At 66.9% G+C, this 18,094-nt stretch carries 17 protein-coding genes; 4 read left to right on the forward strand and 13 right to left on the reverse strand.

The genetic code is table 11. The features are described 5' to 3' along the window. Positions 1-91 precede the first annotated feature (91 nt). From HMPREF2791_RS10030 to HMPREF2791_RS10065, 8 genes are all read right to left on the reverse strand, one after another. Complete coding sequence (locus HMPREF2791_RS10030) at positions 92-871, reverse strand: putative hydro-lyase (RefSeq protein ID WP_070472785.1); 780 nt, start codon at positions 869-871, stop codon at positions 92-94. A gap of 9 nt (positions 872-880) precedes the next feature. Next, positions 881-2,050, reverse strand: a complete 1,170-nt coding sequence (locus HMPREF2791_RS10035; protein WP_070473064.1) for an NRAMP family divalent metal transporter — start codon at positions 2,048-2,050, stop codon at positions 881-883. 198 nt (positions 2,051-2,248) lie between these two features. Then, complete coding sequence (locus HMPREF2791_RS10040; RefSeq protein WP_070473066.1) at positions 2,249-2,572, reverse strand: putative quinol monooxygenase; 324 nt, start codon at positions 2,570-2,572, stop codon at positions 2,249-2,251. Between the two features lie 10 nt (positions 2,573-2,582). After that, positions 2,583-4,373 carry an ABC-F family ATP-binding cassette domain-containing protein gene (locus HMPREF2791_RS10045; RefSeq protein WP_070845219.1) on the reverse strand — a complete coding sequence of 597 codons (1,791 nt, stop codon included), beginning with the start codon at positions 4,371-4,373 and terminating at the stop codon, positions 2,583-2,585. Between the two features lie 46 nt (positions 4,374-4,419). Next, the gene (locus HMPREF2791_RS10050; protein WP_070845220.1) at positions 4,420-5,379 is read right to left on the reverse strand and encodes a 4-(cytidine 5'-diphospho)-2-C-methyl-D-erythritol kinase; all 960 of its coding nucleotides are present in this window, start codon (positions 5,377-5,379) and stop codon (positions 4,420-4,422) included. Then, positions 5,372-6,223 (reverse strand): 16S rRNA (adenine(1518)-N(6)/adenine(1519)-N(6))-dimethyltransferase RsmA, encoded by an 852-nt coding sequence (gene rsmA / locus HMPREF2791_RS10055; protein ID WP_070845221.1) that lies wholly within the window; start codon positions 6,221-6,223, stop codon positions 5,372-5,374. The genes HMPREF2791_RS10050 and rsmA overlap by 8 nt, the downstream gene beginning before the upstream one ends. Next, the gene (locus HMPREF2791_RS10060) at positions 6,224-7,363 is read right to left on the reverse strand and encodes a resuscitation-promoting factor (protein WP_070472797.1); all 1,140 of its coding nucleotides are present in this window, start codon (positions 7,361-7,363) and stop codon (positions 6,224-6,226) included. It abuts the gene before it with no gap. 98 nt (positions 7,364-7,461) lie between these two features. Beyond that, complete coding sequence (locus HMPREF2791_RS10065) at positions 7,462-8,298, reverse strand: TatD family hydrolase (protein ID WP_070845222.1); 837 nt, start codon at positions 8,296-8,298, stop codon at positions 7,462-7,464. A 12-nt stretch (positions 8,299-8,310) separates the two neighbouring features. On the opposite strand from HMPREF2791_RS10065, the gene HMPREF2791_RS10070 reads away from it, so the two are divergent. Together HMPREF2791_RS10070 and HMPREF2791_RS10075 are read left to right on the forward strand one after the other, a co-directional pair. After that, positions 8,311-8,703, forward strand: coding sequence for a DUF3806 domain-containing protein (locus HMPREF2791_RS10070; RefSeq protein ID WP_070845223.1), 393 nt, complete (start codon positions 8,311-8,313; stop codon positions 8,701-8,703). Continuing rightward, positions 8,700-9,611, forward strand: coding sequence for an alpha/beta hydrolase fold domain-containing protein (locus HMPREF2791_RS10075; protein ID WP_210400178.1), 912 nt, complete (start codon positions 8,700-8,702; stop codon positions 9,609-9,611). The genes HMPREF2791_RS10070 and HMPREF2791_RS10075 overlap by 4 nt, the downstream gene beginning before the upstream one ends. Positions 9,612-9,812: 201 nt before the next feature. Here HMPREF2791_RS10075 and metG read toward each other — a convergent pair whose 3' ends face one another. From metG to rsmI, 3 genes are all read right to left on the reverse strand, one after another. Further along, positions 9,813-11,669 carry a methionine--tRNA ligase gene (metG, locus tag HMPREF2791_RS10080; RefSeq protein WP_070845224.1) on the reverse strand — a complete coding sequence of 619 codons (1,857 nt, stop codon included), beginning with the start codon at positions 11,667-11,669 and terminating at the stop codon, positions 9,813-9,815. A gap of 72 nt (positions 11,670-11,741) precedes the next feature. Then, on the reverse strand, positions 11,742-13,547 hold the full coding sequence (locus HMPREF2791_RS10085) for a BCCT family transporter (RefSeq protein ID WP_070845225.1): 1,806 nt from the start codon (positions 13,545-13,547) through the stop codon (positions 11,742-11,744). A gap of 105 nt (positions 13,548-13,652) precedes the next feature. After that, positions 13,653-14,510, reverse strand: coding sequence for a 16S rRNA (cytidine(1402)-2'-O)-methyltransferase (gene rsmI, locus HMPREF2791_RS10090; RefSeq protein ID WP_070845226.1), 858 nt, complete (start codon positions 14,508-14,510; stop codon positions 13,653-13,655). 40 nt (positions 14,511-14,550) lie between these two features. On the opposite strand from rsmI, the gene HMPREF2791_RS10095 reads away from it, so the two are divergent. Continuing rightward, complete coding sequence (locus tag HMPREF2791_RS10095; RefSeq protein WP_371335996.1) at positions 14,551-16,197, forward strand: dolichyl-phosphate-mannose--protein mannosyltransferase; 1,647 nt, start codon at positions 14,551-14,553, stop codon at positions 16,195-16,197. Positions 16,198-16,376: 179 nt separating this feature from the next. On the opposite strand, the gene HMPREF2791_RS10100 is transcribed toward HMPREF2791_RS10095, so the two are convergent. Continuing rightward, on the reverse strand, positions 16,377-17,012 hold the full coding sequence (locus HMPREF2791_RS10100) for a zf-HC2 domain-containing protein (protein WP_070845227.1): 636 nt from the start codon (positions 17,010-17,012) through the stop codon (positions 16,377-16,379). Continuing rightward, a complete protein-coding gene (locus HMPREF2791_RS10105; protein ID WP_070845228.1) occupies positions 17,005-17,412 on the reverse strand; it encodes a DoxX family protein in 408 nt (135 codons plus the stop codon). The genes HMPREF2791_RS10100 and HMPREF2791_RS10105 overlap by 8 nt, the downstream gene beginning before the upstream one ends. A 52-nt stretch (positions 17,413-17,464) precedes the next feature. On the opposite strand from HMPREF2791_RS10105, the gene HMPREF2791_RS10110 reads away from it, so the two are divergent. Continuing rightward, complete coding sequence (locus HMPREF2791_RS10110; protein ID WP_070472821.1) at positions 17,465-18,088, forward strand: DNA-3-methyladenine glycosylase I; 624 nt, start codon at positions 17,465-17,467, stop codon at positions 18,086-18,088. Positions 18,089-18,094: the final 6 nt, after the last annotated feature.

Below are 18,094 nucleotides of genomic sequence, written 5' to 3' on the forward strand. Positions count from 1 at the left end.
CTAAAACAAGCGCAACCCCACACAACCCCCCGAACCGAAATCTGTGGATAACTCGCCACAGAAGCCCCAAAGTTATTCACAGTGGCACCCTTTAGGGAACCTGGTAGGCCACATCCCGCACGTCGGTGATGAGCATCTTGCCTGGCGAATGGCAGATCGCCAGCTCCGGCTTCGAGTGCATCACGATCGACTGCGGCGTCACTCCGCACGCCCAGAACACCGGCACCCAGCCCGCGGGAATGTCCACCGCGTCACCGAAATCGGGCGCGCCCAGATCGTCGATGCCGATCAAGCCCGGCTCCCCCACATGCACCGGGGCACCATGCACTGCCGGGTAACGCGACGTGATCCTCACTGCGTCCGCCACCAGCCCCGCTGGGATGGGCCGCATGGAGACAACCATCTTCCCGCTGAACACCCCGGCCGGTTCGCAGTCGATGTTGGTCAGGTACATCGGCACGTTCACGCCCTGCTCGATGTGGGCCACCGGCACGCCGTTGTCCACCAAAGCCTGCTCGAACGTAAACGAGCAGCCAATTACAAACGCGACAGTGTCCTCGGTCCAGTAGGCGGTGGCATCCGTTGGTTCGTCGATAAGCGAGCCGTGCGAAAACACCCGGTAGGACGGAATGTCGGTGCGGATGTCGCCGCCCGCGAGCAACGGCGACGACACCTCGCCCGGCTCCAGCACCCCGAGCAGCGGGCACGGCTTCGGGTTGCGCTGCGCGAACAACAAGAAATCAAACGCGTACTTTTTATCCAGCGCGATCAGATTGGCCTGGACATAACCAGCGGAAAAGCCCGCCGTTGTCGCCACATCAGTAGTGCGAAACAACGCGCGGGCTTGCGCTGGGGTGTAGGAGGCGTACATGCCCCAAGACTACGCCCACAGCTTCGGCAGCGTGCTGATGGAGCTCCACCCCATCCACGCACACCCGATAAGCGTGATGGCGCCGAGCACGAGCATCCACATCGGCGGCTTGTACCCGCGAAGCAGATCGCGGCGGAAGAAGCCAGCATAGAGCACGACCGCGAAACCAACCGGCAGGATCAGGCCGTTGAACGCGCCGGCAAAGATCAAAAGCTTCTGCGGGGCAGAACCGACGAAGAGGAAGATCACCGTCGAGATCACGATGAAGCCGACGGTGAGCCAGCCGCGCTTCTTCGGGTCGAACCCCTGCTTGGTCAAAAACGAGATGGAAGTGAACGACGCGCCGATCACCGACGATAGGCCCGCCGCCCACAGCACCAGCCCGAACATGCGCCGGCCAGTTTCACCTGCGGCCTGGTAGAACACGTCGGCCGCGGTGTTGTCCTTGGACAGTGCCACACCGGTGGCCACGACACCGAGCACCGCGAGGAACAGCAGCACGCGCATGATGCCGGTGACGATAATGCCGGTCACGGCGGAGCGGGAGATGTAGTCCATGTTGTCGGGGCCGGTGTGGCCGGCGTCGATGAGCCTGTGCACGCCGGCGAAGACGATGTAGCCGCCGATGGAGCCGCCGATGAGTGTGGTGATGACCTTGAAGTCGACCTCGTCCGGCGCAACCGACTGTTTCACAGCCTCAGCCACCGGCGGGTTGGACGAGATGGCGACGTAGAGCATGAGCAGGATCATCAGCGCGCCAAGGATGCCGACGATGACGTCCAGTGCGGCCCCCGCACGCTTCCACAGGAACACGACAATCGCGATCACAGCGGAGATGGCACCGCCGATCTTCGGGTCAATCGCCCCGCCGCTGAGCGCCTGCACGCCGAGCCCGGTGCCGGCGATGTTGCCGATGTTGAACACGAGGCCGCCGATGCCCACGAGGATGGCCAAGAACCAGCCGAGGCCGGGCAACACAGAGTTGGCCAGTTCGCTGGCGCGCAGCCCGGACACGCCGAGGATGCGCCAGACGTTGAGCTGGATCACGATGTCTACCAGGATGGACAGCAAGATCGCGAACGCGAACGCCGCGCCCATCTGCACGGTGAAGACGGAGGTTTGGGTGAGGAAGCCGGGGCCGATGGCGGAGGTCGCCATGAGGAAGATTGCGCCGACCATGGGGCCGATGCCACGTGCCGCGGCGGGAGCCTTTTCGGGCACGTCGGCCGCGGTGGATCCGCCGTTGGCGGGTTGAGGTGCGGTCACGGGGACACCCCTTTCGATTGCGGGAAACTTATGTGACGCGCAACATCGTAAGCTATGGGTGCCCCGCGGGTCACACCTCGGGGGTAGCTTGCGCTACGTGCGCACTACCCCTTAGGAGACCCTGAACTCCGCCATTTCGTCCCACTCGGTCTTGCCCTCGATGAGGGTGTTGATGATGGTGGGGGTCTCTTTGAGGATCGTGGGGAAGAATTCCTGGGCGGCCTTGAAGTGCTCGGAGTTGACGTGGGCTTCGGCGGCGTCGTCCTGGAATGCTTCGATGAGCAGGTATTCGTCGGGGTTGTCTTCGTTGCGGTACCAGTCGAAGAAGATGTTGCCTTCTTCGGCGCGGGAGGCGTCGGTGAAGTCCTTGACCAGTTCGCGGAAGTTGTCGACGTGTTCGGGCAGGGGCTTGAATCGTACGTTGATCAAAATCATGCGCCCCACCCTAGCCTTCGAGCTGTTCGCCAAGTTCGAGCCATTCCATCTCGAGCTCCTCGCGGGTGTCCTTCACGGCGTTGAGCTCTTTGGTTTTGGCGCCGATGGCGTCGAAGTCGCCGGCCTCGGAAAGCGCGGCGATCTCGGTCTCGAGTGCTTCGGCCCGCTCGTTTTCCTTGGCGATCTTGCGCTCGAGCGCCTTCATCTTCTTCTGCAGCTCGCGCTCCTCTTGGGAGCTCATCTGCTTCTCGACGGCCTCCGGTTGCCCCTGCCCCAGATCCAGCACGCCGGCAGTGCGGGCCTGATCGGCGCGGGTGTCCAGGTACTGCTGGATGCCGCCGGGCAGGTTGGTGAGTTTCCCGTCGCCGAACAGCGCGTAGGTGGAATCGGCGATGCGCTCGATGAGGTAGCGGTCGTGGGAGATGACCACCAGGGTGCCGGGCCAGGAGTCGAGGAGGTTTTCCAGCTCTTGGAGGGTGTCGATGTCGAGGTCGTTGGTGGGCTCGTCGAGAAGCAACACGTTCGGCTCCGCCATGAGCACGCGGGTCAGTTGTAGGCGGCGGCGCTCGCCGCCGGAGAGGTTGCGCACGGGGGTGCGCTGGCGCTTCGGGGAGAATCCGAGGCGTTCGGCGAGCTGCGATGCGGACAGTTCCTTTTTGCCGAGGGAGATGTAGGTGGCGACGTCCTCGACGGCGTCGATGACGCGGCGCTCCGGGTCGAGGTCGTCGAGTTCTTGGCGCAGCCAGCCGATGCGGGTGGTCTGCCCCTCGATGCGTTTGCCGGCGGCCAGCGGGTACTCGCCGGCCAACGTGCGCAGCAGGGTGGTTTTGCCGGAGCCGTTCACGCCGACCAAGCCGATGCGCTCGCCGGGTGCGAGGCGCCAGGTGAGGTGGTCGACCAGCGTGCGCCCGTCCGGGGCGTCGACGCGCGCGTCCTCGAGTTCGATGACCACGCGGCCTTGGCGCTGCTTCGAAAACGCCATGAGCTCGACGGCGTCGCGCGGCGGCGGGACGTCCTTGATCAGGGCTTCGGCTGCCTCGATGCGGTAGCGTGGCTTGGAGGTGCGGGCCGGTGCACCGCGGCGCAGCCACGCCAGCTCCTTGCGGGCGAGGTTCTGGCGGCGCTGCTCGATCGCGTCGGCCTGGCGGGCACGCTCGGCGCGGGCGAAGGTCCAGTCGTTGTAGCCGCCCTCGTAAACGTCGACGGTGCCGTCGTGGACTTCCCAGGTCAGGGTGGCCACGGTGTCAAGGAACCAGCGGTCGTGGGTGACCACCACGACGGCGACCTTGCGCGAGAGCAGGTGGTCGGCGAGCCACTGCACGCCCTCGACGTCGAGGTGGTTAGTCGGCTCGTCCAGCACCACCAGGTCCAAATCCTGCACGAGCGCGGCTGCGAGGTTCACGCGCCTGCGCTCGCCGCCGGAGAGCTGCCCCACCGGGGTGTCCAGGCCGAGCTCCGCCACGCCGGTGCCCTGCAGCACCTCGCGCACGCGCGCGTTGGAGGCCCACTCGAAGGTCTGCAGCCCCAGCGGCTCGACGACCGCCTGGCCCACCGTAAGCGCACTATCGAGCGTGAAGCGCTGCGTGACCACCGCCATGCGCAGGTCCGAGGTGTGCGACACGCGGCCCGCGTCCGGTGGCTCGATGCCGGTGAGCACCTCAAGCAGGGTGGTTTTGCCGCCGCCGTTGACGCCGACGATGCCGATGCGCTCGCCGGTCTGCACGCCGAGCGAGACGCCGTCGAGAAGCGTTTTCAGCCCCCACGTTTTGGAGACGTTTTCCAGGTTGATCAGGTTAGCCATATGGCTTGCAATCTTACGCAGGCGCCCGCCCTATCGACGCCTCCGGTTAACCCACCTTCTCCACCACCGCACCGCGGTCCGGGCCTTCCGCGACGAAGACCTCGTAGCCGTCGAAGCGCTCCGCCAGGTGCTCGGCGGCGAAGCGCGCGGCGTCGGCGTCGTCGCAGAGCACGGCCACGGTGGGCCCCGAGCCGGAGACAACCGCGCGGCGGCCCGCCTCCCCGGCAACCCCAAGCACGCGCTTGAGCACCGGGCGCATCGACAGTGCGGGTGCTTCTAAGTCGTTGTGCATCGCGGCGGCGACACGTGCCACGTCGCCGGAGGTCAGCGCCTGGGACAGCTCGGTGGCGTCCATGTGGGGCAGCAGGGCGGGGTTGCCGTGCCGGAGGTCGTCGAGAAGCGAGAAGGCTCCCCCGGTGTTGATGCCGATTTTCGGGTTGATGAACACCCAGTGCAGGCGGCCGCGCGAAAGCATCTCCACCAGCTCATCGCCGCGGCCAGTGCCGAGCGCGGTGCCGCCCATGAGCGAAAAGGGCACGTCCGCGCCGAGCGACGCCGCGATCTCACCCAACACCTCGTCCGGCAGCGGCTCACCGTATTCGGCCACCAGCGCGTTGGCAGCCACCAGCGCGGCGGCCGCGTCGGCAGAGCCGCCCGCCATGCCGCCGGCGACGAAGACGTGCTTGTCCACCTCGATGCGCACGCGCGGCACCGCCACGCCCGCGCGCGCCATCACGGCTTCGACGGCGCGCCAGGCCAGGTTTCCCGGCCCGTCGATGTCCTCGTCCGGCTCGTCAACGAAGAACGTGGTGTGCATGGATTGCACGGCTGGGCCGTCCACGGGGGTGCCGTCGTAAAGCAAGCGCACCACCTCGCGCCGGTCCACCGCGTGGAAGACGCTGACCAGGTCGTGGTAGCCGTCCGTGCGCGCCTCGCCCACGCCGAGGTGCAGGTTCACCTTGCCCGGCGCGGAGGCAACGATCTCACGCACTGCGCTTTCAGCCATGCCGCGCCTCCCCCAGCCGGATGAAGTCTGCGACGGTGAGCTTCTCGCCGCGCAAGCCCGGGTCGATACCGGCGGCGCGCAGCGCTTCCTCGGCGGCCGCGGCCGAGCCGTAGATGCCCGACAGCGTGGAGCGCAGCGTCTTGCGCCGCTGAGCGAAAGCGGCGTCCACCAGCGGGAAGATGGTGTCGCGCGAGCTTCGCGGGGCGTCTTCGGAAACGTCGATGCGCACGAGCCCCGACTCGATGTTCGGCGCCGGCCAGAACACGTGCTTGCCGATGGTGCCAGCACGCGAGACGTCGCCGTAGAAGGCGGCCTTGACGCTGGGCACGCCGTAGATCTTCGAGCCGGGCTGGGCGGCAAGCCGGTCGGCGACTTCCTTTTGCACCATCACGAGCACCCTGCGTATCGACGGCAACTCCGCCAGCAAATGCAGCAGCACCGGCACCGAGACGTTGTAGGGCAGGTTCGCCACCAAGGCGGTCGGCGCAGCGTCGAAGTCGGCGCGGGCAGCCTTCAGCGCGTCGGTGTTGATCACGGTCAGCCGCTCGGCGTAATCCGGGGCGAACTCGCCAACAGTTTTGGGCAGGCGCCCGGCCAGGCGCGGGTCGATCTCGAGGGCGGTGACGCTCGCGGCAGTGTCAATCAACCCCAGGGTGAGCGAGCCGAGTCCCGGTCCGACCTCGACCACGTGGTCGTCGGGGCCAAGCTCCGCCGCCGCGACGATGCGGCGCACGGTGTTGGGGTCGTGCAGGAAGTTCTGCCCCAGCTTCTTCGTCGGGGTGACGTCCAGCTCGGCGGCAAGCTCGCGGATCTCGGCGGGCCCTAGAAGTTGCGCTTCTGCCATCTAGCGGATACCTAGGCTCGCGGTGCAGGCCGGCCAGGCACCCCAGCCCTGGGAGGCCTGGACGCGCTCGGCGATGGCGATCTGCTGCTCGCGGGTGGCCAGGTGCGCGCTCGGCGCGTACGCGGTGCCGCCGTGGCCTGCCCAGGTGGACGGGGTGAACTGCAGCCCGCCGGAGAAGCCGTTGCCGGTGTTGATGGACCAGTCGCCGCCGGCTTCGCACTGCGCCAGCGAATCCCACACGCTGCCGGAGGCCACCGCGGGCGCGGCTGCGCCAGTGTTGCCAGCCTGCTTCGTGCCGCGGGCGATAAGCGCCGGCTTGGCCTTCTTCACTTCCTTTTCTTCGGCCACGCCTTCGGACTCGACTTGACCGTTGACGGTGACGGTGCGGTGGACGACCTTGGTCTCGCCCTGCTCGCCCTTCTCGCGGACCTCTTCGGTGCCCTCGTCGAGCGAGTCGTCGTCGACGTACTCCGCGGGGGCCTCCACCACGACGGTCTCTGGGCGGTCCACGGTGCTGACGCGGTCGAGCACGATCTCCATGCCGGGCTCGATGGCGTCGGTGAGCGCGACGTTGAGGCGGTCGTCGGTGTCGAAGGTGACGCCGCGCGCGGCAAGCAGGTCGCCGACGGTCTTCGCCGCGGCCGAGACGTAGGTCAGCTCGCCGCCGTCGCGCAGCGCGACGATCTTCGGGGTGGTCACGTCCAAGTTCATGCCGTGGGTGACCGGCTGGTCGCGGTCCACGTCCACAGCGGAGTGACCGGCGACGCCTGCCTGGTCGATCAGCTCGCCGACGGTGCCGGCGGTGGAGGTGATCTCCTGCGCAACGCCGTCGATGACCACGGCGACCGGCTTCGCGGTGCGCACGGTGACGGTGTCGCCGCTGGCCAGCTTCTCCCCAGGCGCGGGGTAGACCAGGTCTTCCGGCGCGACCTCGACACCGGCGGAGTTCAGCGCGCCCGCCACGTCCGCGGCGTAGGTGCGCACGTTGGTCTCCTCGCCGTTGACGTCGACGGTGACCTGCTTTTGGGTGGCAAGTGCCGTGCCCGCGCCGCCGACCAGGACGGCGCCGGCGACGGTGCCGGCGACGGCGCGCTTGGTGGCGGTGCTCTTCGGGTTGATCCGCTTGATCTGACGGGACATGTGTTTCCTCACGGGTCGGCTCAGCTGAATGGGTTCAGCCAATAACCTGGGTAACGATACGGTAACGCCCGCGGGGTTTCAAGGACCGACGTGCCAGGTCACACCCCGTAGACCCGCGAGAACGTCTCTGCAATCTCACGCGCCACATCGGCAACTTCCATGCCGCGCGCTTCGGCCACAACCTTGGCCGTGTGCCCGATCAGCGACGGCTCGTTTTTCGCCCCGCGGAACGGCTCCGGGGTCATGTACGGCGCATCCGTTTCCACCAGCAGCTGCCCCGCCGGTGCCAGCGCCGCCGCCTCTCGCAGCTCTTCGTTGCGCTTGAACGTCACGTTGCCGGCAAAGCTGAGCACGTAACCGCGCTCGATCGCCTCCCGCGCCACATCCAGCGGTGAGGAGAAGCAGTGCAAAATCACGTGCTCGGGCCGCGGGGCGCTATCAAGAATGCGCAGCATCTCCGCGTCGCCTTCGCGGTTGTGGATCATCAGCGCCTTGCCCGACTCGCAGGCCAAATCGATGTGCCAGCGAAATGCCTCCTCCTGCACCTCAAGCGGCGCGGTGCCTTCCGCGTCGTGCTTGAGCCAGTAGGTGTCGATGCCGGTCTCGCCCACCGCGACACAACGCTCGTCGGCGGCCATCTCCGTCAGGCGGGCGCGAGCAACGTCGTCAAGCTCATGCGCCCTCGTCGGGTGGATGGCGCACGCCGCGAACACGCGCTCGTTGAAGTGGGCGGCCTGAAGCGCAAGCTCGGCCTCCTCGAGACCGTCGCCGACGGTGCAGATGCGTTCCACGCCGGCGGCCAGGGCGCGCTCGACGAACGCATCCACTTCTTCGGCGCCGCGCGCTCCGCAGGACGCGAGGTGGGTGTGCGCGTCGATCAGGCCGGGAATCGGTTCGGCGGGCACGGGTGTGGGACGCGGTTTCTTTTTGCTCATACGATGCACCCTATGACATTTGAAGACATCGACTCAGCCACCCAGACCCAGATCGAGGCCGACCTGGCCGAAGCCGCCGGCCGCGGCATCAACGGCTCCCCCGCCGACATCGTGGAGTCCTTCGAGGCCGAACTCGCCGACTACCTCGCGTTACCGCCGGACGTGCGCCGCGGCTTCCCCCGCGGCGACACCGCGCGGCTGTACGGCACCGCACTCGGCCAGGCGCTCGTGCGCGAGGGGTACAAGTGGCAATTGCTTATCGACGACTACGGCACCGACCTCGTCGTCGCCAAAGACGTCGGCAGCGCCGGCGAAAAATACACCGCGCCGCTCGTGGTGGTGGACCAGCGCTTCGAGGACGAGGAACCCGGCACGCTGACCAAGTTCCTCGGGCAGTTCCTATGACAGAGTCGATCATGCCGCTCGTGCGGCCGGAGCTGCGCAGGCGCGCGCGGCTGATCCCCCATCCGTCGGTGGAACGCGGCGCGACCCGCTGGCTGGCCACCCACGGCCAGACGCTCTTTCCCATCCCCCGCCGCGAGGGCGTGCAGCTGATCCGGCACGGGCACACTCTCATCTTCCGGCCGCGCAACCCGAGAGGCGCGCTGTTGTGGCTGCACGGCGGCGGCCACATCATCGGCCACCCAGCCCAGGACGGGCCGCTGTGCGCGAACACCGCCGCCGAGGTGGGCGTGACCGTGGTGGCCCCGCGCTACCCGCTCTCCCCTGCACACCCGTTCCCCGCCAGCCTCGACGCCGCGCTGGACACGTGGGCGTGGATGCACACCCGCGCCGACGAGTTCGGCGAACCGTTCGCCATCGGCGGCGAAAGCGCCGGCGGCGGGTTGGCGGCTGCAGCCTGCCAGCGGCTTTACGACGAGCCTGCCGAAAAGCACGGCCCGCTGCCCCGCGCCCAGTGGCTCTTCTGCCCGATGCTGGACGACCGCCCCACCGCCGACCGGAGGCGCGACCTACCGCGCGACCGCCCCGTGGCCAACAACACGCAAACCCGCTACGCCTGGACGTCCTACCTGGGCCAGGCGCCCGGGCTGGAGACGGTGCCGGAGTACGCAGTCCCTGCCCGTCGCGCGGACCTGTCGGGGCTTCCCCCGGCATGGCTGTCCACCGGAGACATCGAGCTCTTCTACGAGGAGATCTGCGCCTACACCCGGCGACTTCGCGACGCCGGCGTGCCCGCCCAGCTCGAAATCGTCGAAGGCGCGCCGCACGCGATCGAGCTGTGGGCGTTCGACGTGCCCGTGGTCAAGGCCATGCTCGCCTCGGCGCGATCGTGGCTCGGCGAGCAGCCGTAGCAATTATGTTCCCGCGCCGCCCCACCGCGCCGCCCCGCCGCACTCGCCCCAAACGCCCTCCAACGCGCGGATCCAGCTACCTAGGTCCAGATAATCGCCCCAGGAGCCGATTAGCTGGGTCCTACTAGCTGGATCTGGCGGAAGAGTGTGGGAAGAGGCTGGGTGGTGGGCTGTCAGCGGGCAGCCGCCGGCACCGCCGCGCTACTGCACCGGCGCCCACTCCGGGCCGGTCTCGCCCAGCTCCGGGTCCAGCTTGGCAATCAGCGGCTGCGGCTTGGACAGCTCCGTGCCCGGGGTGACGTCCACGCGCCGCCACACGGCCTGCTGCTGGGAGTAGTCGCCGGTGATGGTCAGGTAGGTCTGGCCCTTCTCCGGCAGGCCGGCGCCGACGAGGTTGAACTCCTCGTCGTCCACGACCTCTTCGACCCGCGGCTCGGCCGCCCAGATGCCGGTGCGGCCCAGGGTCTCGTGGACCTTCTGCGCGGTGTGCGGCAAAAACGGGGTGAGCATGGCGTTGCAGTCGGAGACGACCTGCAGCGCGGTCCACAGTACGGTGGCCACGCGCTCGCGCTTGGTGTCGTCCTTGGCCAGCTTCCACGGCTCCTGCTCCGCGATGTAGGCGTTGGCCTCGCCGACAACGTGCATGATCTTCGTGATCGCGGACTTGAAGTGGGCCTTGCCCAGCTCCTCGCCGGCGGTGGTGAACGTCTCGGCCGCGAGGTTCAGGATGCGCTCGTCGGAGGCCTCAAGCGGGCCGGGCGCCGGGACCTGGCCGAAGTTCTTGTGCGCCATGGACACGGTGCGGTTGACCAGGTTGCCCCAGCCGTTGGCCAGCTCGTTGTTCACGCGGCGGACAAACTCATCCCAGGTGAAGTCCGTGTCGTTGTTCTCAGGTCCTGCGACGGCGATGAAGTAGCGCAGCGGGTCCGGACCGAACTCGGCCAAAAAGTCCTTGACGTAGATGACCACGCCCTTGGACGAGGAGAACTTCGAGCCGGACATGGTGAGGAACTCGGAAGAGACAACCTCGGTGGGCAGGTTCAGTTCGCCTAGCTCGCCAGCGGTGCCGCCCTTGGCGCCCTTGCCTGCGTAGCCGAGCAGCTCCGCCGGCCAGATCTGGGAGTGGAAGGTGATGTTGTCCTTGCCCATGAAGTAGTAGCCCTCGGTGGCCGGGTCCTGCCAGAAGTCCTTCCAGGCCTCCGGGTTGCCGGAGCGGTGCGCCCACTCAATCGACGCAGACAGGTAGCCCACCACGGCATCGAACCAGACGTAGAGCTTCTTCGACGGGTTGTCCTGCCAGTCCTCCACCGGGATCGGGATGCCCCAGTCGATGTCGCGGGTCATGGCGCGCGGGCGCATATCCTCCAGCAGGTTCAGGGAGAATTTCAGCACGTTCGGGCGCCACTCTTGGCGTGTGGAAAGCCACTGCTCCAGCGCGTCGTGCAGCGCAGGCAGGTCGAGCATGAAGTGCTCGGTCTCGATGAACTCCGGCGCCTCGCCGTTGATTTTGGACACCGGGTTGATCAGGTCCGCCGGGTCGAGCTGGTTGCCGCAAGTGTCGCACTGGTCGCCGCGGGCGTCGGTGGCGCCGCAGATCGGGCAGGTGCCTTCGATGTAGCGGTCCGGCAGCGTGCGGCCCGTCGACGGGGAGATCGCGCCTTGCGTGGTCTCCCGGATCATGTAGCCGTTCTCGTTCAGCCCGCGGAAGAGCTCCTGCACCACGGCGTAGTGGTTGCGGGTGGTGGTGCGGGTGAACAGGTCGTAGGACAGGCCCAGGCCCGCCAGGTCCTGCACGATCTGCTTGTTGTAGCGGTCCGCCAGCTCCTTGACGGTCACGCCTTCCTTGTCGGCCTGCACGAGCAGCGGGGTGCCGTGCTCGTCTGTGCCGGAGACCATGAGCACGTTCTTGCCGGACATTCGCTGGTAACGGGCGAAAACGTCGGAAGGCACGCCGAAGCCTGCGACGTGGCCGATATGGCGCGGGCCGTTGGCGTACGGCCACGCAACGCACACAAGAACGTTCTGGTTGGTCTCGGAAGAAGTCATGGCTCTCAGCATAAGTTATGCCCCGCTCAAGCACTGCACTGCTTAAGCGGGGCGCAACTTTAGAACGTCGTCAAGCAAACGCTCCTAGCGGGAACGCGGTTTGAGCATCTCCTTGACCTGCGCCTTGCGGGCTTCCAGCTGCTGCTGGTCGCGGTGCATGCGGCGCTCGATGGCCAGCTGGCGGGCGAAGCGCTCCTGCTCCTTCTTGTCCAGGTAGATCGTGTCGTTGGACATGTCCTTGACAATCGCGAACATCAGCACGATCAGGATGATCAAGAACGGCGTTGCGGCCACGATGGTCACGGATTGCAGCGAGTTCAGCGCGTCCGAGCCACCGGAAATCAGAAGCGTCAGGCCGACGAATGCGGTGGCCAAGCCCCACATTGCGGCGAGCCACGGCTTCGGCTCGGTCTTGCCGGACTGGGTCATAGATGCCATCACCGTCGACGCGGAGTCCGCGGAGGTGATGAAGAAGGTGCCCAGCAGTACCAGCGCAAACACGCCAACAACGTAGCCGCCCGGCAGCGCGTGCAGCAGGTTGAACAGCTGTTCTTCGTTGGAGCCGCCGCCGACGATGGACTCGCCAGCCTGCTCCATCTTGATCGCGGTGCCGCCGAAGATGGCGAACCACACGGTGGACAGGCCAGCCGGAACCAGCATCACACCGAGGCAGAACTCGCGCACGGTTCGGCCGCGGGAAATGCGTGCGAGGAAGGTGCCCACGAACGGGGACCAGGAGATCCACCATGCCCAGTAGAAGATGGTCCAGCCGGAGAGGAACTCGCCGGCCTGGCCGTCGGAGCTCTCAGCGGTGCGGGCTGCCATTTCGAAGAAGTTCTGCAGGTAGTTACCAACAGCGGTCGGCAGCATGTTCAGCTGCGCCACGGTCGGGCCAAACACGAACACGAAGACCGCCAGCACAGCAGCGATGACCATGTTGGTGTTAGAGAGCCACTGAATGCCCTTGGACACACCCGACATTGCCGATAGCAGGAATGCGAGGGTGAGCACGGAAACGATGCCGATGGTCAGCTTGGTGGACGGGTTGTCCACGAAACCGGAGGCTTCCAGGCCGGAGCTGATCTGCAGCGCGCCGAGGCCCAGGGAGCAGGCGGTGCCGAAGATGGTGGCGAAGACGGCGAAGGCGTCGATGAGCTTGCCCAGCCAGCCGTTGGCTGCTTTCTCGCCGATCAGCGGGATGAACGCGCTGGACAACAGCTGCTTGCGGCCGAGGCGGAACGTCGAGTACGCGATGGCCAGGCCGATGATGGCGTAGACGGCCCACGGGTGCAGCGTCCAGTGGAACATGGTCTGCGCCATCGCGGTGCCGACTTCGTGCTCGTCGTGGCCCGGCACGCCGTCGAGGTACATCGCCAGCGGCTCGGCAGCGCCGTAGAACATCAGGCCGATGCCCATGCCGGCGGCGAACATCATGGCGATCCACGAGGTTGTCTTGAACTCCGGACGCTCGTCGGCGGTGCCGAGGCGGATGGTGCCGAAGTTCGATGCCGCGATGACGATGACGAAGGCGACGAAGATGGTGCCGCCGAGGACGAAGGCCCAGCCGAGGTTGTCGATGACCCAGCCGAAGGCGGCATCCGCGAAGTTAGAGAAGTTGTCGGGGGCGGCAAGGCCCCAGCCGACGATCGCCGCGACAATCACTGCCAGAGGAATGACGGTGCCCCAGTTGATCGGGGCGTCTTCTGCGTCGGCTTCGCTAACGACGCTTTCCTCTGGGTCTGTGTAATCGGGTTGCGCGCCGTCGCGGTCTGCGCGCAGCAGTGCGGCGATCTCGCCGACTGCGGAAGATTTTTCAGTCTTGATGGGATCCGTACTCCGCGGCTCCACATCAGGATCGTGGGGATCCCTTTGGAGATCACGCTGAGACATATAGTTCTCCTCGCAAATTTTCAGGGTTTTTCTAGAACCCAAGCAGGCTAGCGCAGATCACACCATTGTGCTAGCCAGCGCGCGAGGAACTTTTGCCTATCGACGTCAGCTTCGCGCATCCAACGCGGCATCGTAGAGGTCTCCGACCTTCACTCCGTGCTGCTTCGCCACCTGTTTCGCCGCATCTTTCATGCGCTGGCCGCCGTCGACCAGCTCCAGCACCAGACCGACCAAGTCCTCGGGTTCGGCCTGCTGCCCGGTGCCGCCTTCGATCACCAGCGTGATCTCCCCTCGCACGCCGCCGGCCGCCCATTCGGCGAGCTCCCCCAGCGTGCCACGTTTAACCTCCTCGTAGGTTTTGGTCAGCTCGCGGCACACGGCGGCGCGGCGTTCGGTGCCGAGGACTTCCGCGGCGTCGGCAAGCAACTGCTCGATGCGGTGCGGCGACTCGAAACAGCACACGGCGCGGCGCTCGTGCGAGAGCGTTTCCAACCACGCGCGGCGCGCGCCGGTCTTCCGCGGCGCGAAGCCGTCGAAAATGAAGTGGCCCACGTTGAGCCCCGACAGTGCCAGGGCCGTGGTGACCGCGGAGGGGCCCGGGATGCAGGTGACGGGGATGCCGGCGTCGTGGGCCGCAGCGACGATGGAGTGGCCGGGGTCCGACACCAGCGGCATGCCGGCGTCGGTGACAACGACGACGGTGCCGGCGCGTGCGGCGTCGAGAAGCTCCCGCACCCTCGATTCTTCGTTGTGGTCGAAGTTGGACACCACACGCCCAACGATTTCCACGCCGAGCGCCGCGGCGAGCGCGCGCGTGCGGCGTGTGTCTTCTGCGGCGATCACGTCCGCGGCCGCGAGCGCTTGCGCCAGCCGCGGCGACGCATCTGCCCCGTTACCAAGCGGGGTGGCCGCGAGCACAACTCCGGCCGGGAGGTTCTGTATCTGGTCTTGCTCGTCGGACATACCTCGGGAGCATACGCCCAAGGCGCTAATATCTTCCGTCGTGACCACTATTGCGAGCACCCCGAACCCCGCCGGACCGCAGTCCGGCGCCGACCAAACGGCGCCCGAGACGACGCGTTCCTTGCGGCCCGCCCAGCCGGCGCCCGAGGCACCCGTGACCGTGCCGTGGACGCGCCGCGACACCATCGCCGCCTCCGTCATCGGTGTGCTGGCGCTGCTCACCCGCTTTATCGGGCTAGTGCAGCCGACCAGCTCCGGCACCCCGGTGTTCGACGAGAAGCACTACGTGCCGCAGGCCTGGGACATGGTGGAAAGCTGGTTCAACCCGGTCTTGGGCGGCATCGAGTCCAACCCCGGTTACGGCCTGGTCGTGCACCCGCCGCTGGGCAAGCAGCTGCTCGCGCTCGGCGAGATCATCTTCGGCTACTCCCCGCTCGGCTGGCGCCTCATGACCGGCCTGTTCGGCACCGCGGTGATCGTGTTCGTATTCCTGCTCGCGCGGCGGGTCAGCCAGTCCACCAACATCGCGATCATCGCCGGCATCATCGCGCTTTTCGACGGCGTCCTGCTCGTCTCCGCCAAATTCGGCATGCTCGACGTGTTCCAGGTGCTGTTCGTGGTGATGGCGGCGTGGACCCTGGCCGGCGACATGCGCGAGGTGCACCACCGCTGGCACGACGCGTGGCTGGCCGGCAAGCTCGAGGACGCAGGCCCGTTCGGCCCGCGCATGGGCTTTCGCTGGTGGCGCTTCGCCACCGGCGTGCTGCTCGGCCTGACGCTGTCGGTGAAGTGGTCCGGCCTGTACTACATCATGTTCTTCGGCCTGCTGTCGTCGTTCTGGGACCTGTTCCTGCGCCGCCGCTACGGCGTGGAGAAGCCGATTTCGGGCACCCTGCTTCGCGACGTCCCGTCGGCACTCGCCTCCATCGTGCTCATCCCCGCCGTGCTGTACCTGTGGTCCTGGCGCGCCTGGTTCGCCTCCGAGACGTCCGTGTACCGCCACTCGCTTACCGACGGCACCATCGCCGGCTCCGACTGGCCCTGGCTGGCCAACCTGCCCGAGCCGATTGCCGGCTGGTTCTACTACCACTTCTCGGTGCTGAACTTCCACGCCTCGCTGACGTCGTCCTCCGGCCACTCCCACCCGTGGGACTCCAAGCCGTGGGCCTGGCTGGTCTCGGCGCGCCCGATTCTGTACTACTCCGCCACCGATCTGGAGTGCTCGGTTGCGCCCGGCGACGGGACGTGCCGCGAGATGATCTACATGTTCGGCACCCCCGCCATCTGGTGGCTGACCGTGCCGGTGCTGTTGTGGGCGTGCTGGGTGTGGCTGACCCGCAGGGACTTCCGCGTCATCGTGCCGGTGATCGCGTTCGCCGCCGGCTTCCTGCCGTGGCTGGCTGCCTTCGACCGCCAGATGTACTTCTTCTACGCCACCGCCCTGGTGCCGTTTACCGCGGTGCTGCTAGCCCTCGCCTTGGGCAACCTGGCCAAGAAGGGCGGGCCCGTGACGTGGCCCTGGGTGCACAAGGTCGCAGGCTTTGAGATGCGCTGGGGTCAGCTCGCCGCCGTGGTCTACATCGCGCTGGTGGTGGCCAGCTTCATTTACTGGTCGCCCATCCTTTACGGCTTCAAGATCCCGGACACCTGGTACGAGTCCATCATGTGGCTGCCCAGCTGGAAGTAGCCCGGCTGGTTGGAAACCTGGCCCAATTTTCGGCACCGGCGTCGTTCCCCCGGGGCCCGCGCCTGACACTTTCTGGCGGAATCTGTCAGGCGACGCGCTCCGCCCCAGGGTAGCTCGAAGCGCCTGCGGAATATGTCAGAGCCATCGCTTTTGACTGCTACCCCAGCTCCACACCTGCGCTAGTACGGCCGGGCGTCCAGCATCTGCCACGCCCGGCGCAGCGCCCCGCCCCGGTCGGCGACCCAGGTCCACACAAGGGCCACCAGGCTCATCAGCGGGATGAGCACCCCGGCGAGCTCGAAAGCGCCTGTGCCCAGCACAAAATCGCGCACGGCAAAACCGACGGTGAAGGTGAACATGGTGCCCACGATGAGCACGACGCCCGGGATCTGCTGTGGCCGCCAGGCGGTAAAGCCCAACGCGAGCGCCACGCCGAAGCGCACCGACGCCGCAGACGCCACCACCGGCTCCTCCCCGCCGGAGAGGATCAGGCGCACGGCCCACACCACCCACACCACGGCCATTGCGCCGAGCAGCAAACGGCCCACTGCCATGCCGAGCTCGCGGCGGCGGGCGAAGCGGCGCCACTCGTCGTCCACCCCGGCGAGGATCGCGGCGGAGAGGTCCTGTGGCGGGGCCATCGCGTCGTCGGTGTCCCCGCCGAGCGACTGCGACAGCGCCAAGGAGCGGTCCAAAAACGCGCGGCATTCCGTGCAGCCGGACACGTGGGCGTCGACAATAGCGTCGTCGAGTTCGGATTTCTCGCCGTCGATGCGCGCGGACAGCGCCGCCTGGACCTCCTCGTGGCTAACCACGCGTGAGCACCCCGTCCAGGCTGGCACGGCCTGTGCCGAAGACGGTGATGATAAACAACGCGGCGGCGAGCACCAGCGTGTACTCCACTCCCCCGGCCTCGATGAAGAAGCCGTTGTCCAGGTGGACGAAGTACCCGGCGGCTAAAACGAGGAGGGCGAGGAGCGACGCGGTGATCGTCGTTAAGAGCCCCACTGCCAAAAACGCGCCGCCGATGAGCTCGACGGTGCCGGTGAGGTAGGCGGACAGCTGTGGCTGCGGCACCCCGAGTGTCGCGAACTGGCGGCCGGTTTCGGCCATGCCCATCTCGAACCAGTGGTTGTAGCCGTGCGCCACAAACACCGCGCCCAGCACGAGCCGGAGTACAAGCAGCGCGAAGTCGCGGACGGCGGGCCTATTCATGCCGATTAGCGTACCCGTGGAACCAAACGAGGTAGAACTGAGTCCAATACATATGACTGATTTTCACACCGCCCCAGAGACCGATCCCGAATCCGGCTGGCCCGTCATCGGCGACGACGGGCTGGCGCGCCCACCGTGGGCGGCCACCGACCCGCTTTTGCGCGAGTACTACGACACCGAATGGGGCATGCCCGTCACCGACGAGCAGGGCATGTTCGAGCGCGTCTGCCTCGAGGGCTTCCAGGTGGGGTTGTCCTGGCGGCTGATCCTGCAGAAGCGCGAGGCGCTGCGCGCGGCGTTCCGCGGTTTCGACCCAGAGGAGGTCGCAGGCATGAGCATCGAGCATTTGCTTGACGACGCTTCCTTGATCCGCAACCGGCGCAAACTCGAAGCAGCAGTGAAAAACGCCCAGGCAACGCTCAACCTGCGGGAACAGGGCACGCACCTGGGCGAGTTCGTATGGTCCTACCAGCCGGAACACACGCCGGTGCCACGTACGATGGCGGAGGTGCCGACGCGCTCGGCCGAGTCCGAGCAACTGGCGAAGGACTTGAAGAAGCGCGGCTTCACCTTTGTGGGGCCGGTGACTATGTACGCGCTGATGGAATCCACCGGCATCGTCGACACCAACTTGGTGGGCACCTGGCGCCGCGGTGCGTCCGGAGTGTGGGCTTAAGGCGCG

Origin of the sequence: Corynebacterium sp. HMSC034A01, assembly GCF_001838175.1 — a bacterium.
GTDB lineage: Bacteria > Actinomycetota > Actinomycetes > Mycobacteriales > Mycobacteriaceae > Corynebacterium.

What these genes read in the sequence shown, in the direction of transcription:
- HMPREF2791_RS10030 (WP_070472785.1), bottom strand. Translation starts at nt 871, where the DNA reads ATGTACGCCTCCTACACCCCAGCGCAAGCCCGCGCGTTGTTTCGCACT.
- HMPREF2791_RS10035 (WP_070473064.1), bottom strand. Translation starts at nt 2,050, where the DNA reads ATGGTCGGCGCAATCTTCCTCATGGCGACCTCCGCCATCGGCCCCGGC.
- HMPREF2791_RS10040 (WP_070473066.1), bottom strand. Translation starts at nt 2,572, where the DNA reads ATGATTTTGATCAACGTACGATTCAAGCCCCTGCCCGAACACGTCGAC.
- HMPREF2791_RS10045 (WP_070845219.1), bottom strand. Translation starts at nt 4,373, where the DNA reads ATGGCTAACCTGATCAACCTGGAAAACGTCTCCAAAACGTGGGGGCTG.
- HMPREF2791_RS10050 (WP_070845220.1), bottom strand. Translation starts at nt 5,379, where the DNA reads ATGGCTGAAAGCGCAGTGCGTGAGATCGTTGCCTCCGCGCCGGGCAAG.
- rsmA (WP_070845221.1), bottom strand. Translation starts at nt 6,223, where the DNA reads ATGGCAGAAGCGCAACTTCTAGGGCCCGCCGAGATCCGCGAGCTTGCC.
- HMPREF2791_RS10060 (WP_070472797.1), bottom strand. Translation starts at nt 7,363, where the DNA reads ATGTCCCGTCAGATCAAGCGGATCAACCCGAAGAGCACCGCCACCAAG.
- HMPREF2791_RS10065 (WP_070845222.1), bottom strand. Translation starts at nt 8,298, where the DNA reads ATGAGCAAAAAGAAACCGCGTCCCACACCCGTGCCCGCCGAACCGATT.
- HMPREF2791_RS10070 (WP_070845223.1), top strand. Translation starts at nt 8,311, where the DNA reads ATGACATTTGAAGACATCGACTCAGCCACCCAGACCCAGATCGAGGCC.
- HMPREF2791_RS10075 (WP_210400178.1), top strand. Translation starts at nt 8,700, where the DNA reads ATGACAGAGTCGATCATGCCGCTCGTGCGGCCGGAGCTGCGCAGGCGC.
- metG (WP_070845224.1), bottom strand. Translation starts at nt 11,669, where the DNA reads ATGCTGAGAGCCATGACTTCTTCCGAGACCAACCAGAACGTTCTTGTG.
- HMPREF2791_RS10085 (WP_070845225.1), bottom strand. Translation starts at nt 13,547, where the DNA reads ATGTCTCAGCGTGATCTCCAAAGGGATCCCCACGATCCTGATGTGGAG.
- rsmI (WP_070845226.1), bottom strand. Translation starts at nt 14,510, where the DNA reads ATGTCCGACGAGCAAGACCAGATACAGAACCTCCCGGCCGGAGTTGTG.
- HMPREF2791_RS10105 (WP_070845228.1), bottom strand. Translation starts at nt 17,412, where the DNA reads ATGAATAGGCCCGCCGTCCGCGACTTCGCGCTGCTTGTACTCCGGCTC.
- HMPREF2791_RS10110 (WP_070472821.1), top strand. Translation starts at nt 17,465, where the DNA reads ATGACTGATTTTCACACCGCCCCAGAGACCGATCCCGAATCCGGCTGG.